Raw genomic sequence first — 23066 nt, 5'->3', positions numbered from 1 at the left:
TGTCTCGGCTTCAAATCTGCCGTCCCTGTAACAGCTTCGGCAGATCCCCCGTCAATCCCGCTGCCTCGCGGATAAAGCTGCGTCTCAGGCCGGGGAAGGCGTTGACCACTCCTAGACCGATGTCGCGGGTCGCGCGCAGGATCGGGTTGTCGTTTGAAAACAGCCGGTTGGTGACCTCGGTGGCCCCCACCATCTGCATCACATCCCAGCGTCGCCATTGCTGATAGCGCTCCAGAACGTCGATGCGGCCAATATCCTCACCGCGACGGCGGGCCAGCGCCAGTACTTCAGCGAGCGTCGCCACATCTTTCAGCCCTGCGTTCAGGCCTTGACCCGCGATGGGGTGTATCCCGTGGGCGGCATCACCAACCAGCGCCAGACGGTCCGAGACAAAGCTCTCGGCCACGGTCAGGTTCAGCGGGTAGGTAAAGCGTTTGCCAGCCAGACCGATTTCACCAAGGAAAGATCCGAAGCGCGGGCGCAGCTCTTCCAGATAGCCCTCGTCATCCAGCCCCTGAATGCGGGCCGCTTCTTCGTGGCTTTCGGTCCAGACGATCGAACTTTGATTGCCCGGCAGCGGCAGGATGGCCAGCGGGCCGGGGGGCATGAAGAACTGATGGGCCGCGCCATTGTGCGGCAATTCGTGATCCACCGCGCAGACCAGCGAGGTTTGTCCGTAGTCATGACCCCAGCGTTTGATCCCAGCGCGCTCGCAGGTGCCGGATTTGCGCCCGTCACAGCCAACCACAATCTGTCCGGTCAGCGTTTTGCCCGAGCCAAGCGTCAACGTGACCGAGGCCGGGCCGACCTCTTGCGACACTACACTGTCCTGATCAATCAGCGTGACTTTGGGGTGTGTCTCGACGGCCTCAAGGAAGGCGCGGGACAGGAAACGGTCTTCGACCATATATCCCATCGGGCCTTCGTCGATCTCGGCATGGTCGAACTCCAGCACAAAGGGGCCGGGGCCTTCTCCGGCGCGGCCATCGGAAATGCGGATATCCAGCAGAGGTTGCGCATGGGGGGCCACTTTCGGCCACACGCCTATCGCGGTCAGCAGGCGTTGCGAGGCCAGCGCCAGCGCATAACCGCGCCCGTCGAAATCATCCGCACCACGCGCGCCTTTGGGCATGGCGTCCACGATGGTCACGTCAAACCCGCAATCCCCAAGCGCCAGTCCGAGCGCCGGGCCGTTCAGCCCCCCCCCGACAATCAGAATATCAGCATCCAGTTCCATGCCCCTTTCTCGCGCAGTGGGGGGGGATTGTCCATGTGCGATCCTGCCGCTACCGTCCTTCTTGACGGTCATAGGAGGCGGCGATGAGCACAGCTTGGTTGAAGATGAGTGTGGGTGACCTTGGGCGCGGGATCGGTGCGGGCGAGATCGACCCGGTGGAGCTGGTCGTGACCTACTATGATGCGATCCGCACCCATCCGTTTGCCGACCGGATCTATGCACGGCTTACGGAAAAACGCGCCCTTGCCGAGGCCGAAGCGGCGCGCGCACGGGCGAAGGCCGGGCTGCGGTTGGGGCTGGTCGATGGGGTGCCGATCTCATGGAAAGACCTATTTGATACCGCCGGGGTGGCCACGGAATCGGGGTCGGCGCTTTTGAAAGGGCGCGTTCCGACCGAAGACGCGCAGGTACTGAAGAACGCCACGGCGCAGGGCATGGTCTGCCTGGGCAAAACCCATATGAGCGAGCTTGCCTTCTCGGGGTTAGGACTGAACCCCATTACCGCCACATCGCCCTGTGTAAACGATCATGACGCCGTGTCGGGCGGATCAAGTTCCGGTGCCGCCACCTCAGTGGCCTTTGATCTTGCCCCCTGCGGGATCGGCTCGGACACGGGCGGGTCGGTGCGTATCCCGTCCGCCTGGAACGATCTGGTTGGGCTGAAAACCACGTCTGGCCGGGTGTCGCTCAAGGGCGTGGTGCCGTTGGTCAAGAGCTTCGACACAGTGGGCCCGCTCTGTCGCACGGTTGAGGATGCTGCCCTGATGCTGGCCGCGTTGGAGGGGGGCACGCCTGTTGATCTAAAAGGCGCGACCCTCAAGGGAACCCGTCTTCTGGTCTTGGAAGACGGGGTTGAACCCGCCCGAAATGAACCCCGCGCCGGGTTTGAAAGCGCGATTGGGCGGCTCATGGACAATGGGGCCCAAATCACTCGCGCCCATCTTCCGGTGGTCGAGGAGGCGCTGGCCCTGTCCGGCGTGCTGTTCACCACCGAAGCCTATGCCACATGGCAGGATGAGATCGAAGCGCAGCCGGGACTGATGTTCCCGGAAATCCTTGAACGCTTCCAGTCAGGCAAGCGCTTCACCGGGGTCGAGTTTGTCCGGGCGTGGCAAGCGCTTGAACGGATGCGGGCGGAGTTCCACGCCCAGACCGCAGGGTTTGACGCGGTGGTCCTGCCGACCTCAACCATTATGCCCCCCAATGTGGAACGCCTGCTGACCGATAGTGCGTATTACGTCGAGGAAAACCTCTGGGCCCTTCGCAACACGCGGATCGGCAACCTGATGGGATCAAGCGGACTGACGCTCCCCACCGGCTTGCCCTCGACGGGCATCATGTTCCTTGGGGAACCGATGGCGGAAGAGCGGTTGTTGCGGTTGGGGGCAGCGGCTGAGGAGGCGTTGGGGTAGAGCTAGATTACTAATGCGTGAAGATGGGGTGAGCGAAGTATTAGTTCTGGCACATGGCTGGTATCAGAATGTTCTAAGGCGATTACGCGGTTGGGGCATGGCGTCACATTGCGCAGTCGCGCTGGCAGAAGATCAACAGGACGGGAAATTCTATTGCTCGTTTGCTGTGAGCGCAGCAGATCGGCAAGATGCGACTATTATGATCTCAAAGGGATTAGAGAGTGAGGGCGCTAAATTATTGGAGATTGATGAGTGGTTCGAGCCAAATACACGTTTGCCGCCGGACCAATCGATCGCGCGTATAGGGGGCCGAATGTTTTTTGGCTAGATCAAAGAAGACCCTGCGCCCCCCCACTGACCAAAAAACCACACCCCTCCCTTGCAACGCATGAAAATTGCGGGGTTTTTCTGGACCGGGTCGAAAATGCGGCGTAATGTGGGACAAAACGGGGCGAAATGATCCCGATATCTGAGGCAGAAAAAAGACGTTTATGATGACGTTCCCCGAGCGGTATTCCGGCTTGCCAGCCTATGCATTTCCGCGTTTGCGCGCGCTTCTGGATCACCATGATCCGGGCGGTGATGTTGTGCATATGTCCATTGGCGAGCCCAAACATGCCTTCCCCGACTGGGTGATGGGCATCATCAGCGAATATGCGCATGAATTTGGCCGCTACCCGGTGAACGAGGGCACGCCCGAACTGCTTTCCGCCATTTCCGGCTTTCTCAAGCGCCGTTATGGCGTGGATATGCCCGAGGCGCAGATCATGGCCCTTAACGGCACGCGCGAAGGGTTGCACAATGCGCTTTTGGCGCTCTGTCCCGAGGAAACCTCGCGCGGGCAGCAGCCGATCGTGTTAACGCCAAACCCGTTTTATCAGGTCTATGCCGTGGCCGCCCGCACCATTGGGGCGGAACCGATGTTTGTGCATGCCACCGCTGAAACCGGACATTTGCCCGATTACACCAGCCTACCGGCGGATGTGCTGAACCGGGTGGAAGTGGCCTATATCTGCTCGCCCGCCAACCCGCAGGGCGCGGTGGCGGATCGCGATTACTGGGCGAACCTGATTCAATTGGCAGAGAAGTTTGATTTCAAGATTTTCGCCGATGAGTGCTATTCCGAGATCTACCGTGACACCCCTCCTGTAGGCGCGCTGGAAGTGGCGCAAGAAGGTGGCGCGGACCCCGAACGAGTGACAATTTTCCATTCTCTTTCAAAGCGTTCTAGCCTTCCGGGATTGCGGTCTGGCTTTGTGGCGACCGGCCCTGAAAGCATCGCGCGCATTCGTCGGCTGCGCAATTACGCGGGCTCTCCGGTTCCGATGCCGCTGCAGCGCGTGTCGGAGAAAGCGTGGTCGGATGACGTGCATGTCGCCGAAAACCGCGCGCTTTATCAGGAAAAATTTGCCATCGCCGATAAGATTTTCGCCGACGTGCCGGGCTATGTGTCACCCGAAGCTGGGTTCTTTCTCTGGCTGCCGGTCGAGGATGGTGAGGCCGCGACATTGAAGCTTTGGCAGGAAACCGGCGTGCGGGTATTGCCCGGCGCTTACCTGTCGCGCGACGTGGACGGATTTAATCCGGGCAAAGGTTATATTCGGGCTGCCATGGTGGCCCCAAAACAAGAAATGCAGCGCGGGCTGATCAAGCTCCGTGACTGTCTCTATAAGTGAGGACGAGGTAGCAATGGCGTTTCAGACGAAACAACGGGATCCGATCTTTGACAGCACCACCCAAGCGGTGATTGAAAAACGTGGCAAGGAACTTATTGGCATCGGGCTGATGGTTCTGGGCATCATCGTGGCCCTGATCCTTGGGAGTTACTCGCCTGAAGATCCCGGCTGGATGTCTGCCACGGATGCGCCCGCACAGAATACACTTGGACGGTTTGGTGCGTTTATCGCCTCGCCTCTTTCGGTGATTTCTGGTCTCGGTTCATGGGTCTTGTCGCTTGTTTTTGTCATCTGGGGCGTGCGGTTCACTTTTCACATGGGTGGGGAACGCGCCATTTCCCGCGTGATCTTTGCACCGATCGCTGTGGCGATGGCCGCAGTATACGCCTCAACCTTGGTGCCAGGCCCGGCTTGGACGCATAGCTTTGGTCTGGGTGGCCTGTTTGGTGACACCGTGTTGGGGGCGTTCCTTGCAGCCCTGCCGTTCGGGACCGGCTTTGGTCTGAAACTCATGTCCGTTGTGTCCGCCGTGCTGACATTGATTGTTCTCGGCTATGCGCTGGGCCTGAACCTGGCAGAGCTTAAGCGCATCGGGCATTTCCTTCTGTTTGGTCTGGTGATGACCTATGTTGGCCTGATGACCCTGATCGGGCGCGGTGCCAAAGGGGCAGCCAAGGGTGCAGCAACAGGTGCCAGTGTAACGGCCAAAGGGCTTTATGCCCGCCATCTTGCGCGAAAAGATGCGCGTGCTGAAGAGCGCCGTTTGGCCGCCGAGGCAGATGAAGACCTGATCGATGATGAAGATTTTGCGGCCCCGCCTCCGCTGCGCACGGCCAGAGTCATGCGCCCTGAATTGGTGGCCGAGCCACCGCTGACCGCACATCAGGCACATGCCGCATCATATGATCCGGATCTTCTGATGGCGGCCCCCGCCCCAGAACCCGCTCCCAAGCCGGGGTTGCTCACATCGCTCATTCGTCGCGTTCAGCAAACACCAGAACCGGAGCTTGTGGAGCAACCTGTTTTTGAGGGCGAGATCCCCGAAGGCCTTGGTGGCGAAGACCGGATCAAAGCCAAAGTTGCCAATGCGCTGAAGAACCGTGCCCGGATCGCACCGATCCCGCATGCCCCGGGTGCCCTGCGGGATGAACCCCCGCTGGAGCGCGCCGTGGCTCGGCATCGCCGCAAGCCTGATCCGATGATCCTGGATACAACGCCCGAGGCGCCGATGATAGAAGCCCCGCTGCTGGATGACCCGATGCATGTGGCGCCCCTGCCTTACGACATGCCCGACCGGGCCGAAGCGGATGACGATCTGGTGGTTGAAGACCTGATGAACGCCCCGGATCCCAGCCCGCGAGTCTACACTCCTCCGACCGCAAGCTTTACCCAAAGTCCGAAGAAAGTGGTGCAGCATCAGGTGCGTAAGCCAGTTCAACCGTCCACTCAGGCAAAAGCGGAAGCCCAGCCCAGCCTGAAGTTCGAAGACAAAAGACCCGCATTTGAACTGCCGCCGCTTGGCCTGTTGATGGACCCTGTGACCATCGAACGTCACCACCTGTCGGACGAAGCGCTGGAAGAAAACGCGCGGATGCTGGAAACCGTGCTGGATGACTACGGCGTGAAAGGCGAGATCGTCTCGGTCCGCCCCGGCCCCGTTGTCACCATGTATGAACTTGAACCCGCCCCGGGTCTCAAGGCCAGCCGCGTGATTGGTTTGGCGGATGATATTGCACGGTCCATGTCGGCCCTGTCGGCACGGGTGTCGACCGTGCCCGGCCGTAGCGTGATTGGTATCGAACTGCCAAATGAAAAACGCGAGATGGTCTCGTTCCGCGAAATCCTCTCGACCCGTGATTTTGGTGACGGCAACCACGGTCTGCCGCTGGCGCTTGGCAAGGATATCGGCGGTGATCCGATCGTCGCCAACCTTGCCAAAATGCCCCACCTGTTGATCGCCGGGACCACCGGTTCTGGTAAATCCGTGGCCATCAACACGATGATCATGTCGCTTCTCTATCGTCTGACACCGGAAGATTGCCGGATGATCATGATCGACCCGAAGATGCTGGAACTCAGCGTCTATGACGGTATCCCGCACCTGCTTTCACCCGTTGTGACCGACCCGAAAAAGGCGGTTGTGGCGCTGAAATGGGTCGTGGGCGAGATGGAAGACCGTTATCGCAAAATGTCCAAGATGGGCGTGCGGAACATCGAAGGCTACAACTCGCGCGTCGCTGACACGCTGGCCAAAGGCGAGATGTTTGAGCGCACTGTTCAGACCGGATTTGACGAGGACACCGGCGAGCCGATCTTTGAGACCGAAGAGTTCGCGCCCGAAAAACTGCCGTTCATTGTGGTGGTGGTTGACGAGATGGCCGACTTGATGATGGTGGCCGGCAAAGAGATTGAAGCCTGTATTCAACGTCTTGCGCAGATGGCGCGTGCCTCAGGTATTCACCTGATCATGGCCACGCAGCGCCCCTCTGTCGATGTGATCACCGGCACCATCAAGGCCAACTTCCCGACCCGGATTTCGTTCCAGGTCACCTCGAAAATCGACAGCCGAACCATTTTGGGTGAACAGGGCGCCGAACAGCTTCTGGGCATGGGCGACATGCTTTACATGGCAGGTGGCGCACGCATCACCCGCGTTCACGGCCCGTTTGTGTCAGATGAAGAGGTCGAGGAAATCGTGACCTATCTGAAATCCTATGGCCCTCCCGAATATATCGGTGGTGTGGTTGAAGGACCGTCTGATGACAAGGCCGACAATATCGACGCGGTTCTTGGGCTGAACACAGGTGGCAACACCAATGGCGAAGATGCGCTTTATGATCAGGCGGTGGCGATTGTGATCAAGGATCGCAAATGCTCCACCTCGTACATCCAGCGCAAACTGGCCATCGGATACAACAAAGCCGCGCGTCTGGTGGAGCAGATGGAGGATCAGGGCCTGGTGTCGGCATCCAACCACGTTGGCAAGCGTGAGATTCTGGTCCCTGAACAGCAATAATAACGAATAATTAACCAAAAGCGCAGAGCGTGGAGGTAACGACCCCACGCCGTAAAATGCGCAAAAACCGAGGCAGAAAATGATCCAACGACGTTATACCAGCGATCGCATGAGCAAGATCGTCAAACACAAGGGTGTGGTTTATCTCTGTGGCCAGGTTGGTATCCGGGGTGACAGCGTGGCGGACCAGACCCGCGAATGTCTGGCCCGGATTGAGGCGCTTCTCGAAGAGGCTGGCTCTTCGTCATCGCAAATGCTGCAGGCCATAATCTGGCTTGATGACATGAAAGACTTCGACGAAATGAATGCGGTCTGGGACAATTGGGTGCCCAGAGGCCATGCCCCGGCGCGTGCCTGTGGGTCGGCCCATCTCGCCAGCCCCGAGCTGAAGGTCGAAGTGATCATCACAGCCGCTTACGACGAATGACGCGAATTGGCGGTGGCCCGATGTGTGCCGCCGTCAAATTCGCAGCCCCATTAAAGAATTTAAAGTTTTGGATTTCAGCCTGTTAAAGATTTTAAACTTTGCCGGGTCCGGTGTTTGAAGAGTTTAAAGTTTTGTGCGGATCCCGAAATGTCGGGCGATTTTCCATGACACGCGCATGTTATCGCCTATCACGTTGGGTTCGGGGTTAAATCCTTCTCACAAACCGGGCAAACTGGACCCGAATAAAGAGGTAGGATGTATGACCGCACTTCGCATGATGATCGCCGCAGGCGCCCTGATGATCAGTTCCGTTCCGGCTTTGGCCGAGAAGCTATCACTGGGTGACATCTCGGCCTATCTCAATGGCCTGAAGACAGCAGAAGCTGAATTCACGCAGCTAAATGATGATGGCACGATCTCGACCGGGACCATCTATATCAAACGCCCCGGCCGGGCGCGGTTTGAGTATAATCCGCCAATGGATGCTCTGGTTGTGGTCGGAAGCTCGCAAGTTGCTGTTTTTGATGGAAAATCCAACTCTGGCCCGTCTCAGTACCCGTTGAAGCAAACGCCCCTCTCCGTTGTCTTGGCCAAGAATGTCAACCTGGGTCGCGCTAAAATGGTGACGGGGCACGGTTTTGATGGAACGTCTACGGTTGTCACGGCACAGGACCCCGACAACCCCGAATACGGCAGTATCAAACTGATGTTCACCGCAAATCCGACCCAGCTGCGTCAATGGGTGATCACCGATAATGCCGGATCGGAAGTTACGATGATTCTAGGCGAGTTGAAGACCGGCGGCACGCTGGGATCTTCCTTGTTCTCGATCCATCTGGAAACACAAAAGCGCCGTTAATTACAAAGGATTAGCCGCTCGCAACTTGCGAGCAGCAGATCGTTTATCGACAATTTTGTAGTTGGACACGATAGCGGTATGAGCGTTGTTCTACGTCCCCCGCCACACGCATAAGCCAGGATTTATTGCGGTAGCTGCCACGCAAATATCCAGTGCGCCCCTCGTGATACGCCAGATATTGCCCACGCGCATCGGACAACGGGAGGCCCGTCACCTCACGGGTTTCGGTCATGTACCACCCCATGAAATCAGTCGCGTCACGTATGTCGGTGCGCTCGGCACCGCGCCCACCTTCGGCCCTTTGATATTCTTTCCACGTCGCATCTAACGCCTGAGCATAGCCATAAGCCGAGCTCGCGCGCCCCATGGGAAGCACGCCTAGGACATATTTTACCGGGGTCCGTGCATCTGGAATGAACTTCGATTCCTGATGAATGACAGCCATCTGCACATGCACCGGAACCCCCCATTTTCGTTGGGTTTTTTTCATGGCCCGATGGATCTTGGGCCGTTGCTTGATAATGCTGCACGCGTTGTCGAGATTGCGCGGCGCCTTGGAGCTTCCGCCCCCGCAAGACGCAACAAAGCCCACAATAAGACCACCAATCAACGCGTTGCGAAGAAACCTGCTCATTTGCCTCACTCGCATATGTTCGTTTCCCAGCAGTATACAGGATTTTCAACCTATTGAAAACGATTTGGGTGATCACAATTTGTAGGTTCGTGGCTTCGATGCGCGGAAAGTTGACAATTTGTTTCCTACAATTCTGGCCCCGTTCCATGGACGCCCGCAACGGAACGCGGTAGAAAAAGGACGAGGGGCTATTAAATGTTAAAGACTCACGCCAAATATCATTTGGGACAAATCGTACGCCATCGCAAACATCCGTTTCGCGGTGTGGTTTTTGACGTGGATGCAATGTTTTCCAACACCGAGGAATGGTATGATGCGATTCCCGAGGATAGCCGCCCCTCAAAAGATCAGCCGTTTTACCACCTGTTGGCTGAAAACGACCAAAGTTACTATGTGGCCTATGTGTCCGAGCAGAACCTGATCGCGGATTATTCGGGTGAACCTGTCAGCCACCCTGATTTGCCGGATCTCTTTGGTGAATTTGAAGACGGTCAATACCCGCTCCATTTTCAACTGAACTAAGAAAAATCCTTTAAATACAGTCAGTAACCCAAGGCGCATCCATCTTTTCGATGGTCAGATGCACCCGTTAAGACACCGCGTTTGTCATCAATGTAAATGCCTTGCGCCCCGCCGATCGGAGCCTCGGGAATGTCGATCCTGTGCCCCATCTCTGACAGGCGGGCTGCGATATCTGCTGGATAACCGCGCTCAAGCTTCAACACTCCGCCATCGGCAAATGCTCGTGGGGCGTCGATTGCCGACTGAATATCCATCTCATAGTCCACCATGTTGGTCAGAAAACGAGCGTGTCCAGTGGGTTGATAGGCGCCGCCCATCACACCAAATGGCAAGATGACCCGACCATTTTCACGAATCATGCCTGGAATGATCGTATGCATCGGGCGTTTGCCACCGCCTGCTTCATTTGGGTGCCCGGAAGTCAGATTGAAACCTGCCCCGCGATTGTGAAACAAGATGCCGAAGTTGTCAGAGGCAATGCCAGAACCAAAGGAATGATAGATCGAATAGATCAGTGACACCGACATCCGGTCCCGGTCGACCACCGTCAGGTAAACCGTGTCCTTATGGATGCTTTCAGAAACGATGGCCGGCATGTCCATTGCCTGTGCTGGATTGATACGTGATGCCAACTTATCCGCGGTTTCCCTTGATAACATGCGATCAAGATGTGTGGTCGTGTCGGGATCTGCCAGATAGCGATTTCGCGCGTCATAGGCCAGTTTGGCAACTTCAGCTTCAATATGAATGCGCTCGGCGCCTTCCGGTGGCAGGTCTGGAAGGTCGAAAGATTTCAGCATATTCGCCATGAGAATTGCTGTGGCACCCTGACCATTTGGGGGATGTTCAAGCAGTTCGGCACTTTTGTAATGGCCTGAAATTGGTTGGGTGTAGGTGCATGCCGTTTTTGCAAAATCATCCAGAGTATGAACGCCACCGAGTGCTCTTAGGCTGTTCACCATATCCTCGGCGACCTCTCCGAGATAGAAACCATCTCTTCCATTTCGTGCGATCCGGCGTAACACCTCGGCTTGTTTGGGGGCGCGGAAAAGATCTCCTATCACCGGAGCGCGCTCGTCCATTAGGTAATGATTTCTGGCGCACCCTGACAAAAGATTGTCGCGTGCCGCGATATTCCAATCAAATGCAACGCGGGGTGCAACGGGCATGCCTTGTTCGGCATAGTGGATTGCGGGAGCCAATGAGCGCGCAAGCCCGATCTTTCCCCAATCATTGGAGAGGCGGCAGAACGCATCGACTGCGCCGGGTATGGTGATCGACTGAACATCGCGCACCGGCATCGCGTTCAAGCCAGACGCCCGCAGCCTGTCAGGATCTAATTTGGCCGGTGCTTTTCCGGAGCCATTCAGAGCGACAACGTCTTTACCGTCAGCCGGGGAGAGAAGGACAAAGCAGTCGCCTCCTATACCGGTCATCTGGGGTTCGCAAATGCCCAGCAGAAATCCGGCACCCACAGCGGCGTCTACGGCGTTGCCTCCGGACTTTAAGATCTCGATTGCAACCTGTGATGCAATTGGGTGGGAGGATGCACACATGCCATTCGTGGCAAATACTGCAGATCGGCCGGGCAAATGAAAGTCGCGCAATAGACAAGCTCCGCTCTTCTTTTAGATAAAGAAAAGAGTATGGCATCCAGAATTAACCGGCAATCGTCGCGAGACGAATATTTGATTTCTAATTCTCTGGAAGTGAGGTTCCCCGGCGCCGCGAACTGGGTGGGGGCTGTGGAATGCGGCACCGGGGCAAGCTTTACGCTATGGGATTAAATTGAAGTTCCATTCTGTCCAGTTCAGGGAGGAAACACGGCATTTTGGAGGCAATTCACTGGGCGTTCATCTGGATGGAAAACGAAAGTCTGTTTTGTGAGTTTCGGCGGGCGTAGGTGAGATCACTGGATAAATCTCGGATCAAAGACCAACCGAATCCCCCTTCAGGAAGATCATCGCGCCTGACGTCCAGCTCATGTGCGGTCCAATTTGGTAAGCGGTTGTCGGGCATTGGCAGGCCATCGTCGACGATGGCCATCTTCAGTTTTTTGTCGTGCTTATGAATATGTAGCTCAACGACACCATTATCTTGCCCGGCATAAGCATGTTCGACGATGTTGTTCAGGACTTCAGCGAGAACAATTTCGGCGATTGATCGGGTGTCATCCCCAACACCCATTCCTTTGAGCCCATCTTGGACCGTCAGTAGAGCCTTTCGCACGGCCAGGCTGTCCCCTGGAAAAACCAAGTTGATACCGCAACATGCCGCGGGTGGTGTTTGGTTGGATATATCACGCGCATGACCCATGAATGGCAGGCTTTCAAGATGCATTTGCCAGACCACCACCGAGGGCGGATTGAATATCGGGATGAATTGTAAACACCGTGTCCATTCGTGTCAGGCGAAATACCTTGGCCACAGTCTTTGATAACCCGGCAAGTTCAAGTTTGGTGTCTGCGTCGACCTGTTTCATAGACGCGACAACTGCGCCAAGACCGCTGGAATCAATGAAGTCAACTTGCTCCATATCCAAAATGATCCGTTTTGGTCCTGTGTCTGTAATTTCGCGCATCTTGTCTTTGAAACTGATCGCGATGGCAGCATCAATCCGGTTTTCACCAACTGTGATGATACGGGTGTTGTTGGTATCTTGATAGGTGAGTTGCACGATTGTTCTCCTCGGACAGCTGAGCATTCGGGTAAACCCTCCGTTGAAAACAACGCAGATCGTGTTGTTACGGCGGGTCACTTTCGAATGAGGCTAGACGTGGAACGTTACCATTCGGTAAGCGAATGGCAGGAATGTCAGGGAATTGGAGAAAGTCATGAAAAATGTGGTGATTGCCGGTGCCGCGCGCACGCCGATGGGGGGTTTTCAAGGGGCTTTCTCCGGGGTGACAGCTTCAGAGCTCGGGGGGGCTGCAATCAAGGCTGCCCTTGAGGATGCAGGTGCAAAGCCAGAGCAGATTGAAGAACTATTGATGGGCTGTGTTCTGCCTGCCGGGCAAGGGCAGGCCCCCGCACGACAGGCAGGTTTCGCGGCTGGTTTGGGGAAAGGGGTTCCCGCCACCACGTTGAACAAGATGTGTGGGTCCGGTATGAAAACGACCATGTCCGCGTATGACCAGGTTGCACTGGGCAGCACCGATATAATGGTCGCTGGCGGTATGGAGAGCATGACAGAAGCACCCTATATCCTGCCGAAAATGCGGGGCGGTGCACGGATCGGCCATGGTGCTGTGGTGGACCACATGTTCCTCGATGGCCTTGAAGATGCTTATGACAAAGGTCGCCTGATGGGCACTTTTGCCGAGGATTGCGCCGAGAAATTCCAGTTCACTCGCGAAGCGCAGGATGAATATGCGCTGAAATCCCTGTCGAATGCGCTGGACGCACAGAAAACCGGCGCGTTCGAAGGCGAAATCGCCCCGGTCACAATCAGGACGCGCAAGGGTGATGTGGTGGTCGGCGAAGACGAACAGCCAGGCAATGCCCGCCCCGACAAGATTCCGACCCTGAAGCCGGCTTTCAAGAAAGACGGCACAGTGACCCCGGCCAACGCCTCTTCGATCTCAGATGGTGCGGCAGCATTGGTGGTGGCATCGGAAGAGGCCGCAAAGGCAGCGGGGTTGAACATCCGCGCCCGCATCATGGGCCACACCAGCCATGCGCAAGAGCCCGGCTGGTTCACCACGGCTCCTGTCCCCGCCGCACGGAAACTGCTCGACCGCCTTGGTTGGGCAGTTGATGATGTGGACCTGTGGGAGGTGAATGAAGCTTTTGCCGTTGTTCCGATGGCTTTCATGCATGAGATGGGCATCTCGCGCGACAAGGTGAACGTGAACGGTGGGGCTTGTGCGCTGGGCCACCCGATTGGGGCTTCCGGCGCCCGCATTATCGTCACGCTCTTGAATGCAATGGAAAAGCGCGGTCTGAAAAAGGGCGTGGCGGCGATTTGCATTGGCGGTGGTGAAGGCACTGCAATTGCCATCGAGCGCGATTGATCGCTGCGGATTGGACATCTATAGACAGAGGGCGCGGGATGTCCGCGCCCTTTTTGATTGGAGGTCCCATGTCGCGCGTTGACTATAACGAGCTGTCCCAGATCATCACCTCACTCACCGAGGGTGAAACAGATGAAGTGGCATTGATGGCAACGGTTGTCTGCGAAGTTCATCATTCTGATGATCGGTTTGACTGGACCGGTTTTTACCGCGTGACCGAACCGGGCCTTCTGAAAATCGGACCCTATCAGGGCGGTCATGGCTGCCTGAAGATCCCGTTCGAGCGTGGCGTCTGTGGGGCAGCTGCCCGCACCGGAGACGTACAGCTGGTTCCGGATGTGGATGCGTTTCCGGGTCATATCGCCTGCGCCAGCTCCACCCGTTCCGAGCTGGTATTGCCCGTGCGCAATGCAAACGACGAGATCATCGCGGTCTTTGATCTCGATAGCAATCAGGCGAATGCCTTTACGGAAGAGGATGCAACTCAGTTTGCAAAAATCCTCGACGACACGTTTCGGCGCTAATCTTTTTTCTTGCGGAAAATACCTCGGGGTGAGGCTTTTAGCCGAGGGGCGGCGCCCCTAGCCGAGCGAAGCGAGGCCATGCCCAAGCCTGTCGACCGAAGGGTGAAAAGGCGCGGGAGCGCCTCAGATGATCTGAATCCGACCATTCGAATGTCGCGATTTTGTTTGCGAAGGGCGTGATTTCGCCACATTATGAAAAAAAGCATGAAAATATCACGATTCATTTCATGATGTGAAAATAGACTGACGCAGGAGATCGCCGCGTGCTGCAATCGGATCTGACAAAACCACAAAGCCTTGGGGCTGACCTGCGCGCGCTTCGTAAACAACGCGGGCTGACGCTGACTGATCTGGCGGATCGGCTAGGGCGCTCGGTGGGCTGGCTCAGTCAGGTGGAACGCGATTTGTCCGACCCCTCGATCTCGGACTTGCGCTCGATTGCAGAAGCGCTGGGCGTTCCAATGTCGCTCTTGTTTGCCCACTCCTCCGCACCGGCTGAGGAAAAAGGATATGTGGTGCGCAGCGGCGCGCGCCGACCGATGGGGTCGGGTGAAGAGGGGCTGCAAGAGGAATTGCTGTCTCCTGACCTTACCGACGATTTTGAAATGGTGCATTCCACCTTTGCTCCGAATTCGCGGATGCAGACCCCGGCCAATCGCCCCACACAAGAGGTCGGATATATGATCTCTGGCCAGCTCGACCTGGTGATCGGCGGGCGGCAGTTCACGGTCGGCCCGGGCGACAGCTTTCGCATCAAACATGAACCCTATGAGTGGGCCAATCCCTATGACGAGCCTGCGGTAGCGATCTGGGTCATCGCCCCACCTGTCTATTAAGGGCGGTCAACTGAGGAGAAGACAATGATCGAAGGTTCCTGCCTCTGCGGCGCAATCACGTTTAAAACTGATGCCCAGCCAAAAGGGGCGTCCATGTGCCATTGCTCTCAATGCCGCAAACAATCCGGGGGGATCTGGTCCTCTGCCCACGTTCCCGTTGATGCCCTGACCATCTCGGGTCCGGTTAGTTGGTATGCGGCCAGCCCCAATGCCAAGCGCGGGTCCTGCCCCGTCTGCGGTTCCTTCCTGTTCTGGCAGGGCACCGGAGAGGATCACATCAGTTTTGCCCTTGGCGCCGTGGATGGCCCGACCGGCGTGACGCTCGAAAAGCACATCTTTGTTGCGGACAAAGGCGACTACTACCAGATCGCTGATGGCCTGCCGCAGGAGGCTCAATGACATGCTGACCACTTTACTCGCTATGGATCCCTGGGTGATTGCGACCTTTGTCGGTGCGTCGATCATCCTCTACCTGACTCCGGGGCCGGACATGATGTTCATCATCGCGTCTTCGATCAAAGGGGGCGCGCGGGCCGGTGTCATGGCGACCTCCGGGATCATTCTTGGACTGCTCTGTCATGTGGCTCTGGCGGCCGGAGGGCTTGCGGTGTTGCTCGCAGCATCCCCGCTGGCGCTGGATCTGATCCGCTATGTGGGTGCCGCCTATCTGGCTTGGCTGGCATGGACCAGCTGGTGTTCGGTTGAAGCTGCGTCTGATCGTGAAGGTCGTGCAGACTTATGGCGTGCGTTTCGGCGTGGCTTCGTGACCAATATCCTCAATGTGAAGGTGATCCTGTTCATTCTCGCCTTCCTGCCGCAATTCATCCGTCCGGAAGTGGGGCCGGAATGGCAGCAGATCGTGATTCTTGGTGTGATCCTGGCCATTGGCGGATTTATCGCCGACGCGCTGATCGGTGTTTTTGCCGGTCTCGCCGCTGACCGGATCCGCCGCTCAACCCGCCTCATGAACCGCATTTCGGCCGTCATTTTCGGTGCGCTCGCCGCCCGTCTGGCTCTCAACTGAACAAAGAACACTCGGATCACAGGGAGACTTCCATGTCTGAATTTCCTACAAAAGCCCGCGTCGTCATTATCGGTGGCGGTGTTGTCGGCGCCTCGACGCTTTATCACCTAGGGCTGAAGGGCTGGACCGACTGCGTCCTGCTCGAAAAGAACGAGCTGACCGCCGGGTCAACCTGGCATGCTGCTGGTAACGTGCCGACCTTCTCGACCAGCTGGGCAATCATGAACATGCAGCGCTATTCGACCGAGCTTTACTCCCGTCTGGGCGAAGAGGTCGACTATCCGATGAACTACCACCAGACCGGGTCGATCCGGCTGGCGCATACCAAGGAACGGATGCAGGAGTTCGAACGCGCCTGTTCGATGGGTCGCTATCAGGGCATCGAGATGGAGATCTGGACACCTGAGCAGGCGAAAGAACGCTACCCCTTCCTTGAAACCCACGACTTGATGGGGGTTCTCTGGGATCCGAGCGATGGGGATATCGATCCGGCGCAGGTCACGCAAGCGATGGCCAAGGGCGCGCGCGACATGGGCCAGAAAATCCTGCGATTTACGCCTGCTACGGGCGTCACCCAGCAGGAAGACAAGACCTGGATCGTGCAAACTGAAAAGGGCGACATTGAGTGTGACTATGTGGTGAATGCAGCCGGGTATTACGCGCAGCGCGTCGGCGAATGGTTCAAGCCTTATGGCGGGCGCACCGTGCCGATGATGGTGATGGAGCACCAGTACCTGCTGACCGAACAAATCCCCGAGATCGAAGCCTGGTCGAAAGAACACGGAGGCAAGCTGCCGCTGATCCGCGACGTGGATGTGTCTTACTACCTGCGTCAGGAAAAGCACGGCTATAACCTCGGCCCCTATGAGCCAAACTGTAAGGCGCATTGGGTTGATGCCAATGATGCCATGCCGGAAGATTTCAGTTTCCAGCTGTGGCAGGAAGATCTGGACCGGATCGAGGACATCGTGGTCGACGCCATGGCCCGCGTGCCGTTGATGGAAACCTCCGGCGTGTCCAGCGTGATCAACGGCCCGATCCCATACGCCCCCGATGGCCTGCCGCTGATGGGGCCGATGCCGGGTGTGGAAAACGCGTTTGAAGCCTGCGTCTTCACCTTCGGGATCGCGCAGGGTGGTGGTGCCGGTAAGGTCATGGCGGAATGGATCGTCGATGGCGCAACCGAATGGGACATGTGGGCCGTCGATCCGCGCCGCTATACTGATTACACCGATCAGGATTACTGCAACCAAAAGGGCATGGAAGTTTACGGCAACGAATACGCCATGCATTTCCCGCATCACGAATGGCCTGCCGCCCGCGACAAGAAACTGTCTCCGGTGCACACGAAGGTCAAAGAGCTCGGCGGTGTGATGGGCGCCTATAACGGTTGGGAACGCGCCAACTGGTTTGCGCAAGAGGGTGACGACACTTCGCTCGAAGCCACCCACACCTGGGGCCGCACCGGCCCATGGGAGGTTCGCGTGAAGGAGGAATGCGAAGCAGTACGCGATCGCGCCGGTGTGCTCGACCTCCCCGGTTTCTCGCGCTTCAATCTCGAAGGTGAAGGCGCGGCCGAGTTCTTGCGCGGCCGTATCACAGGGGCGCTACCAAAAGCAGGCCGCATGAACCTTGTGTACTTCGCCGATGACCGTGGCCGGATCCTGACCGAGATGTCCTGCATGCGTCACGGCGAAGATCACTTCACCATGATCACAGCGGCCTCGGCGCAGTGGCACGACCGCGAAGTGCTGGCCAAGGGCTTGCCCGCTGGCATCTCTCTGACCGACCATTCCACAGAATTTGGCACCATGATCGTATCCGGTCCAAAATCGCGCGAGCTGTTTGAGGCGCTGGGCACCGAGGCGGATCTGACCACCGGTTGGCTCACCCATCAGGACGCCACCGTGGCAGGCACCCCCTGCCGTCTGGTCCGCGTGTCCTTCGCGGGCGAGTTGGGTTGGGAGGTGCATTGTACCAATGACAACCAGCCTGCCATCTATGGCGCGATCATTGCTGCAGGGGCCAAACCCTTCGGCATGTATGCGCTCGACAGCATGCGTCTTGAAAAGGGCTACCGCACCTGGAAAGGTGATCTGTCGACCGATTACTCGATGTTCGAAGGTGGGCTGGATCGTTTTGTCAAACTCGACAAACCGCAGGACTTCCCAGGCAAAGCGGCTCTTCTGACCGAGAAGCAACAAGGCAGCAAAAAGCGCTTTGTTACCATGACAGTTGAGGCCGGCGACTGCGACGCTCCTTACATGTCTTGCGTCTGGTCCGGGAATGAGATTGTTGGTGAAACCACTTCGGGTGGCTGGGGCTATCGTGTGAACAAGTCGATCGCCTACGGCATGGTCCGCCCGGAGCTTGCCGCCCCCGGCACCGAACTTGAGGTGGAGATCTACGGCGAGAAATTCCGCGCCACCGTGCAGGAAGATCAGCCGCTCTGGGATCCGGAAAACGCGCGTATTCGCGCCTGATCAGCCACCTTAATGCGCCCTCCCTATTTCTTCTGACCAGAAATATCCCGGGGGAGGGCGCAGCCCGGGGGCAGAGCCCCAAAAAGCAGGAGGACCCACATGACCGATCCCGCGAATAGCAAGACCGTGCATGTCGATATCCTCGTTTCGGAAGATTTTGTGCTGACGGAAATGACCGCTGTGGTCGAGGTGCTACGGCTTGCCAACAGGGTCACCGCCAGCAACATATTCGACTGGACCTACCGTTCTCGTATTCCGGGGCAAGTGAGCTGCCGGGCTCAGGCGAGCATCACCGCAGACCTGATACCTGATCGCCCCGCTGCGGATTACCTGTTCGTATTGGGCAATTCAAATGCAGATCACCCGGGCCTGTCGGTACAGCCGGTGATCAAATCCTACATGTGGCAAGGCGCGCGGGTGGTGCTCTTGGCCGAAGCGGCCAGCCGATATATCGCCGAAACCGGTGAACAGGGAAAAGGACACACGACCCATTGGGAAAACCGTGCGGTATTGAACGAACGCGGCACGCCGGGACAAGGCTCTTATGCGCTGGCTGCCGATGACGGAAGGCTGATCACCAGCGCGGGCATGGCGGCCACTTATGACCTGATCCTATCGCTGATCGGGCGCCACGTGTCCGCCGCCGCCGTAACCACCGTGTCGGACATCCTGCTGCATGAAAACATCCGCGCCATGTCCAGCCTGCAACCGTTCGGTGGCAAGGAGCTGTCTGTCACCGGGAATAGGGCACTCGATCAATGTATCGAGTTGATGCAGGCCAATCTGGATGAACCACTGCGTATTTCCGAGTTGGTTGGGTTGCTGGGCATTTCAGAACGCTCCCTTGAGCGTCATTTCAAGGCCCATTTCAACATCACACCCAATGCCTACTACCGCGAGCTGCGGCTCAATCACGCCAACACGCTTTTGATCAACACCCGCATGTGTGTGCGTGACGTGGGACTGGCTTGCGGCTTCCCGAACGGCTTTTCCTCGCTCTTCCATCGTCATTTCGGTGTGACCCCAACCGCATGGCGCAAACAGGGCGATGGAATGCGGAGTTTTAGCTGATACCCGACAAATCTGGCGGATATGAGATAATCGTGGTGCGATTCCCGTGCCAATCTCGCCGGGCAACGCAAAGCGAGATCCTGTAATTAATTTCGATCTGGAGGAAAGACATGAGCAATCTGCCCCAAAAGGCCCGTGTCGTAATCATTGGCGGCGGTGTGATCGGCTGTTCGGTGGCCTATCATTTGACCAAGAAAGGTTGGGATGACGTTGTTCTGCTCGAACGCAAGCAACTGACGTCCGGCACCACCTGGCATGCCGCCGGTCTGATTGCCCAGCTGCGCGCCACGGCCAACATGACCAAGCTCGCGAAATATTCGCAGGAACTTTACGGCTCGCTCGAAAAAGAGACTGGTGTGGCGACGGGGTTCAAACGCTGTGGCTCGATCACCGTGGCGCTGACCGAGGAACGCAAGGAAGAGATCTATCGCCAGGCGGCTATGGCGCGGGCTTTTGGGGTAGAGGTCGAGGAGATATCCGCCGAGCGCGTGAAAGAGATGTATCCGCATCTGAATGTCGAGGATGTGAAAGGTGCCGTATACCTGCCCAAAGACGGGCAGGGTGATCCGGCAAACATTGCGCTGGCACTGGCCAAGGGTGCGCGCCAACGCGGCGGTATCGTCAAGGAGCGTATCAAGGTCACCGATGTAACCAAGGACGGCCGCCGTGTGACCGGGGTGGACTGGGTGTCGGATGACGGCTCGGGCAGCGGTCATATCGAATGTGACATGGTGGTGAACTGTGCCGGCATGTGGGGTCATGAGGTCGGCAAGATGACCGGTGCCAATGTGCCGCTTCATGCCTGTGAGCACTTCTATATCGTGACCGAAGCGATCAAGGGGCTGACCCAGCTGCCGGTTCTGCGTGTGCCGGACGAATGCGCCTATTACAAGGAAGATGCGGGCAAGATGCTTTTGGGTGCGTTTGAACCCAACGCCAAGCCTTGGGCGATGAACGGCATCCCGGACACGTTTGAGTTCGACCAGCTGCAAGAGGATTTCGACCACTTCGAACCGATCCTCGAAGACGCCTGCAATCGGATGCCGATGCTGGCCGAGGCCGGGATCCATACCTTCTTCAATGGCCCTGAATCGTTTACGCCGGACGATGCCTATCACCTCGGTCTCGCACCCGAGATGGATAACGTTTGGGTGGCCGCGGGTTTCAATTCGATTGGCATTCAATCCGCAGGCGGTGCGGGTATGGCTCTGGCCGAGTGGATGGACAGCGGCGAGAAACCGTTTGATCTGGGCGACGTGGACATCAGCCGGATGCAGCCGTTTCAGGGCAACAAAAAATACCTGTTCGAACGTTCCAAGGAAACACTGGGCCTGCTCTACGCCGATCACTACCCTTATCGCCAGAAGGTCACCGCGCGCGGCGTGCGCCGAACACCATTCCATCACCATTTGAAAGAGCAGGGGGCGGTCTTTGGTGAGCTGGCCGGGTGGGAACGTGCCAACTGGTTTGCGAATGAGGGGCAAGAGCGCGAATATCACTATTCGTGGAAGCGCCAGAACTGGTTTGAAAACGCGGCGGCTGAACACCGTGCCGTGCGCGAGAATGTCGGCATGTACGACATGTCATCCTTCGGCAAGATCCGCGTCGAAGGCCCGGATGCTGAACGCTTTCTGAACTATATCGGGGGCGGTGACTATTCCGTGCCCAATGGCAAGATCGTCTATACTCAGTTCCTGAACCGCACCGGCGGAATCGAGGCTGACGTGACCGTGACGCGCTTGACGGAAAACGCCTATCTGGTGGTCACACCTGCCGCCACACGTCTGGCCGACCAAACTTGGATGGAGCGTCACAAGGGCGATTTCAACGTGGTGATCACTGATGTGACCGCCGGTGAGGGCGTGCTGGCCATCATGGGGCCGAATGCGCGCAAGCTGCTTGAAAAGGTCTCGCCAGCTGACTTCTCCAACGCCACCAACCCGTTTGGCACCGCGCAGGAGATCGAGATCGGCATGGGCCTCGCCCGTGCACATCGTGTGACCTATGTGGGTGAATTGGGCTGGGAACTCTACGCTTCATCCGACATGGCAGGCCATATGTTCGAAACCCTATGGGACGCTGGGCAGGACTTGGGCTTGAAGCTTTGCGGCATGCACATGATGGACAGTTGCCGGATCGAGAAGGGCTATCGCCACTTCGGCCATGACATCACCTGCGAGGATCACGTAGTGGATGCAGGACTGGGCTTTGCGGTGAAGACCGATAAGGGCAGTGACTTTATTGGCCGCGAAGCAGTGATCGAACGCAAGGAGAGCGGGCCGAAGATGCGTCTGGTGCAGTTCAAGCTGACCGATCCCGAACCGCTCTTGTTCCACAATGAACCGATCATTCGGGATGGCGAGTATGTGGGCTACCTGTCGTCGGGCAACTACGGCCACACGCTGGGTGCTGCAATTGGACTGGGCTACGTGCCGTGCGAAGGAGAGAAACCAGCCGATGTGCTGGCCTCGACCTATGAGATCGATGTCTGCGGTGTGAAGGTGAAAGCCGAAGCCTCGCTCAAGCCGATGTATGACCCCAAGTCGGAACGTGTAAAGGTCTGAACAGGTCGGTTGAACATAAGGAAGGGCGCTCCTGCCGGGCGCCCTTTTCATTTGAATTGAGGGTGGACTAACCGCGCTTCAGTCGACCGGCGATGACCTGCGCCAAAAGCCACGTAGATTTCAACGCGCCAAAGCCTTCTACATCATGAAAAAGTCGCCAGGTTGCGCCAAGTGCTTTGGCCTTGTTGGCCGACAGGCTGTCCGTGCGTACGGTATAATCGGTCAGCGGTTCACAAAGGCCGTGGGCCATAGGCACCTGATCTAGAATGCGCAGCCACAATCCAAAGTCCTGCCGCATCCGTACATCCGGCATCTCAATCAAGCCCAGTTGTTCGCGATCATAGATGGCTGTGCTGCAGGCAATCAGGTTGCCCCGCAGCAGCGTGTTGCGATTCACCGTTTCCGGAAGTTTTACGTGCCGGGAACCGCCGTCATCAAAGTGGCGAACAAACTCAGTATAAGAAAGCGCGGCACCCGTGGCTTGCATATGTGCGATCTGGTGTTCGAGCTTTTCCGGCCGCCAGCAATCATCGGCATCCAGAAACGCCAGATAGCGTCCACTTGCCGCCTGCATTGCCCTATTACGCGCGCGCGCCGCCCCACCGTTTTCTATGGCTTCCAATACCCGTATCCGAGGATCGCTTTTGGCGAGGCTATGCGCGAGTTCCAATGTCCCGTCCGTCGATGCATCATCAGCAAGAAGGATTTCCCAATCCGCAAAGCTCTGGGCCTGAACCGAGGCAATGGTACGCTCGAGATAACGGGCGG

The 23066-nt window shown here is 57.4% G+C and carries 20 protein-coding genes (1 of these 20 running past the window's edge); 14 read left to right on the top strand and 6 right to left on the bottom strand.

Features of this window, described 5'->3' with window-relative positions:
- Positions 1 to 10: 10 nt before the first annotated feature.
- Entirely contained in the window at positions 11 to 1237 is a 1227-nt protein-coding gene (locus O2N63_RS02185; protein ID WP_271052467.1) for an FAD-dependent monooxygenase, read from the bottom strand.
- 83 nt (positions 1238 to 1320) lie between these two features.
- On the opposite strand from O2N63_RS02185, the gene O2N63_RS02180 reads away from it, so the two are divergent.
- From O2N63_RS02180 to O2N63_RS02160, 5 genes are all read left to right on the top strand, one after another.
- Positions 1321 to 2649 (top strand): amidase, encoded by a 1329-nt coding sequence (locus O2N63_RS02180; RefSeq protein WP_271052466.1) that lies wholly within the window; start codon positions 1321 to 1323, stop codon positions 2647 to 2649.
- A gap of 494 nt (positions 2650 to 3143) precedes the next feature.
- A complete protein-coding gene (locus O2N63_RS02175; RefSeq protein ID WP_271052802.1) occupies positions 3144 to 4325 on the top strand; it encodes an aminotransferase class I/II-fold pyridoxal phosphate-dependent enzyme in 1182 nt (393 codons plus the stop codon).
- Positions 4326 to 4338: 13 nt separating this feature from the next.
- Complete coding sequence (locus tag O2N63_RS02170) at positions 4339 to 7341, top strand: DNA translocase FtsK (RefSeq protein ID WP_271052465.1); 3003 nt, start codon at positions 4339 to 4341, stop codon at positions 7339 to 7341.
- Between the two features lie 79 nt (positions 7342 to 7420).
- Positions 7421 to 7768 (top strand): RidA family protein, encoded by a 348-nt coding sequence (locus tag O2N63_RS02165; RefSeq protein WP_271052464.1) that lies wholly within the window; start codon positions 7421 to 7423, stop codon positions 7766 to 7768.
- Positions 7769 to 8027: 259 nt separating this feature from the next.
- A complete protein-coding gene (locus O2N63_RS02160; RefSeq protein WP_271052463.1) occupies positions 8028 to 8627 on the top strand; it encodes a LolA family protein in 600 nt (199 codons plus the stop codon).
- 43 nt (positions 8628 to 8670) lie between these two features.
- Here O2N63_RS02160 and O2N63_RS02155 read toward each other — a convergent pair whose 3' ends face one another.
- Positions 8671 to 9261, bottom strand: coding sequence for a transglycosylase SLT domain-containing protein (locus tag O2N63_RS02155; protein WP_271052462.1), 591 nt, complete (start codon positions 9259 to 9261; stop codon positions 8671 to 8673).
- 195 nt (positions 9262 to 9456) lie between these two features.
- On the opposite strand from O2N63_RS02155, the gene hspQ reads away from it, so the two are divergent.
- Positions 9457 to 9783, top strand: coding sequence for a heat shock protein HspQ (gene hspQ / locus O2N63_RS02150; RefSeq protein WP_271052460.1), 327 nt, complete (start codon positions 9457 to 9459; stop codon positions 9781 to 9783).
- Positions 9784 to 9803: 20 nt separating this feature from the next.
- On the opposite strand, the gene O2N63_RS02145 is transcribed toward hspQ, so the two are convergent.
- From O2N63_RS02145 to O2N63_RS02135, 3 genes are all read right to left on the bottom strand, one after another.
- Entirely contained in the window at positions 9804 to 11390 is a 1587-nt protein-coding gene (locus O2N63_RS02145; RefSeq protein ID WP_271052459.1) for a gamma-glutamyltransferase family protein, read from the bottom strand.
- Between the two features lie 235 nt (positions 11391 to 11625).
- Positions 11626 to 12123: an ATP-binding protein gene (locus O2N63_RS02140; RefSeq protein ID WP_271052458.1), complete on the bottom strand. Its 498-nt coding sequence runs from the start codon at positions 12121 to 12123 to the stop codon at positions 11626 to 11628.
- Entirely contained in the window at positions 12113 to 12460 is a 348-nt protein-coding gene (locus O2N63_RS02135; protein WP_271052456.1) for an STAS domain-containing protein, read from the bottom strand. The genes O2N63_RS02140 and O2N63_RS02135 overlap by 11 nt, the downstream gene beginning before the upstream one ends.
- A gap of 157 nt (positions 12461 to 12617) precedes the next feature.
- On the opposite strand from O2N63_RS02135, the gene O2N63_RS02130 reads away from it, so the two are divergent.
- From O2N63_RS02130 to O2N63_RS02095, 8 genes are all read left to right on the top strand, one after another.
- Positions 12618 to 13796, top strand: a complete 1179-nt coding sequence (locus O2N63_RS02130; protein ID WP_271052455.1) for an acetyl-CoA C-acyltransferase — start codon at positions 12618 to 12620, stop codon at positions 13794 to 13796.
- Between the two features lie 68 nt (positions 13797 to 13864).
- A complete protein-coding gene (locus tag O2N63_RS02125; protein WP_271052454.1) occupies positions 13865 to 14320 on the top strand; it encodes a GAF domain-containing protein in 456 nt (151 codons plus the stop codon).
- A gap of 266 nt (positions 14321 to 14586) precedes the next feature.
- Positions 14587 to 15156 carry a helix-turn-helix domain-containing protein gene (locus O2N63_RS02120; protein WP_408629779.1) on the top strand — a complete coding sequence of 190 codons (570 nt, stop codon included), beginning with the start codon at positions 14587 to 14589 and terminating at the stop codon, positions 15154 to 15156.
- Positions 15157 to 15180: 24 nt separating this feature from the next.
- Positions 15181 to 15555: a GFA family protein gene (locus O2N63_RS02115; protein ID WP_271052452.1), complete on the top strand. Its 375-nt coding sequence runs from the start codon at positions 15181 to 15183 to the stop codon at positions 15553 to 15555.
- A gap of 1 nt (position 15556) precedes the next feature.
- On the top strand, positions 15557 to 16180 hold the full coding sequence (locus tag O2N63_RS02110) for a LysE family translocator (RefSeq protein ID WP_271052451.1): 624 nt from the start codon (positions 15557 to 15559) through the stop codon (positions 16178 to 16180).
- A 32-nt stretch (positions 16181 to 16212) separates the two neighbouring features.
- Positions 16213 to 18663, top strand: a complete 2451-nt coding sequence (locus O2N63_RS02105) for a GcvT family protein (protein ID WP_271052449.1) — start codon at positions 16213 to 16215, stop codon at positions 18661 to 18663.
- A gap of 99 nt (positions 18664 to 18762) precedes the next feature.
- A complete protein-coding gene (locus tag O2N63_RS02100) occupies positions 18763 to 19734 on the top strand; it encodes a GlxA family transcriptional regulator (protein ID WP_271052448.1) in 972 nt (323 codons plus the stop codon).
- A gap of 110 nt (positions 19735 to 19844) precedes the next feature.
- Positions 19845 to 22298 (top strand): GcvT family protein, encoded by a 2454-nt coding sequence (locus tag O2N63_RS02095; RefSeq protein ID WP_271052447.1) that lies wholly within the window; start codon positions 19845 to 19847, stop codon positions 22296 to 22298.
- 67 nt (positions 22299 to 22365) lie between these two features.
- On the opposite strand, the gene O2N63_RS02090 is transcribed toward O2N63_RS02095, so the two are convergent.
- A protein-coding gene (locus O2N63_RS02090) for a glycosyltransferase family 2 protein (RefSeq protein ID WP_271052446.1) crosses the window boundary here: on the bottom strand, positions 22366 to 23066 show its 3' portion. The gene runs 133 nt beyond the window's last position; 701 of the gene's 834 nt are visible here — the last part of the coding sequence; the start codon falls outside the window, past its right edge; it ends in the stop codon at positions 22366 to 22368.

The sequence above is a fragment of the Aliiroseovarius salicola genome (assembly GCF_027891095.1).
Taxonomy (GTDB): domain Bacteria; phylum Pseudomonadota; class Alphaproteobacteria; order Rhodobacterales; family Rhodobacteraceae; genus Aliiroseovarius; species Aliiroseovarius salicola.
The sequence above is the reverse complement of the archived record's forward strand: the minus strand, read 5'-3'. Positions and strand labels throughout refer to the sequence as shown.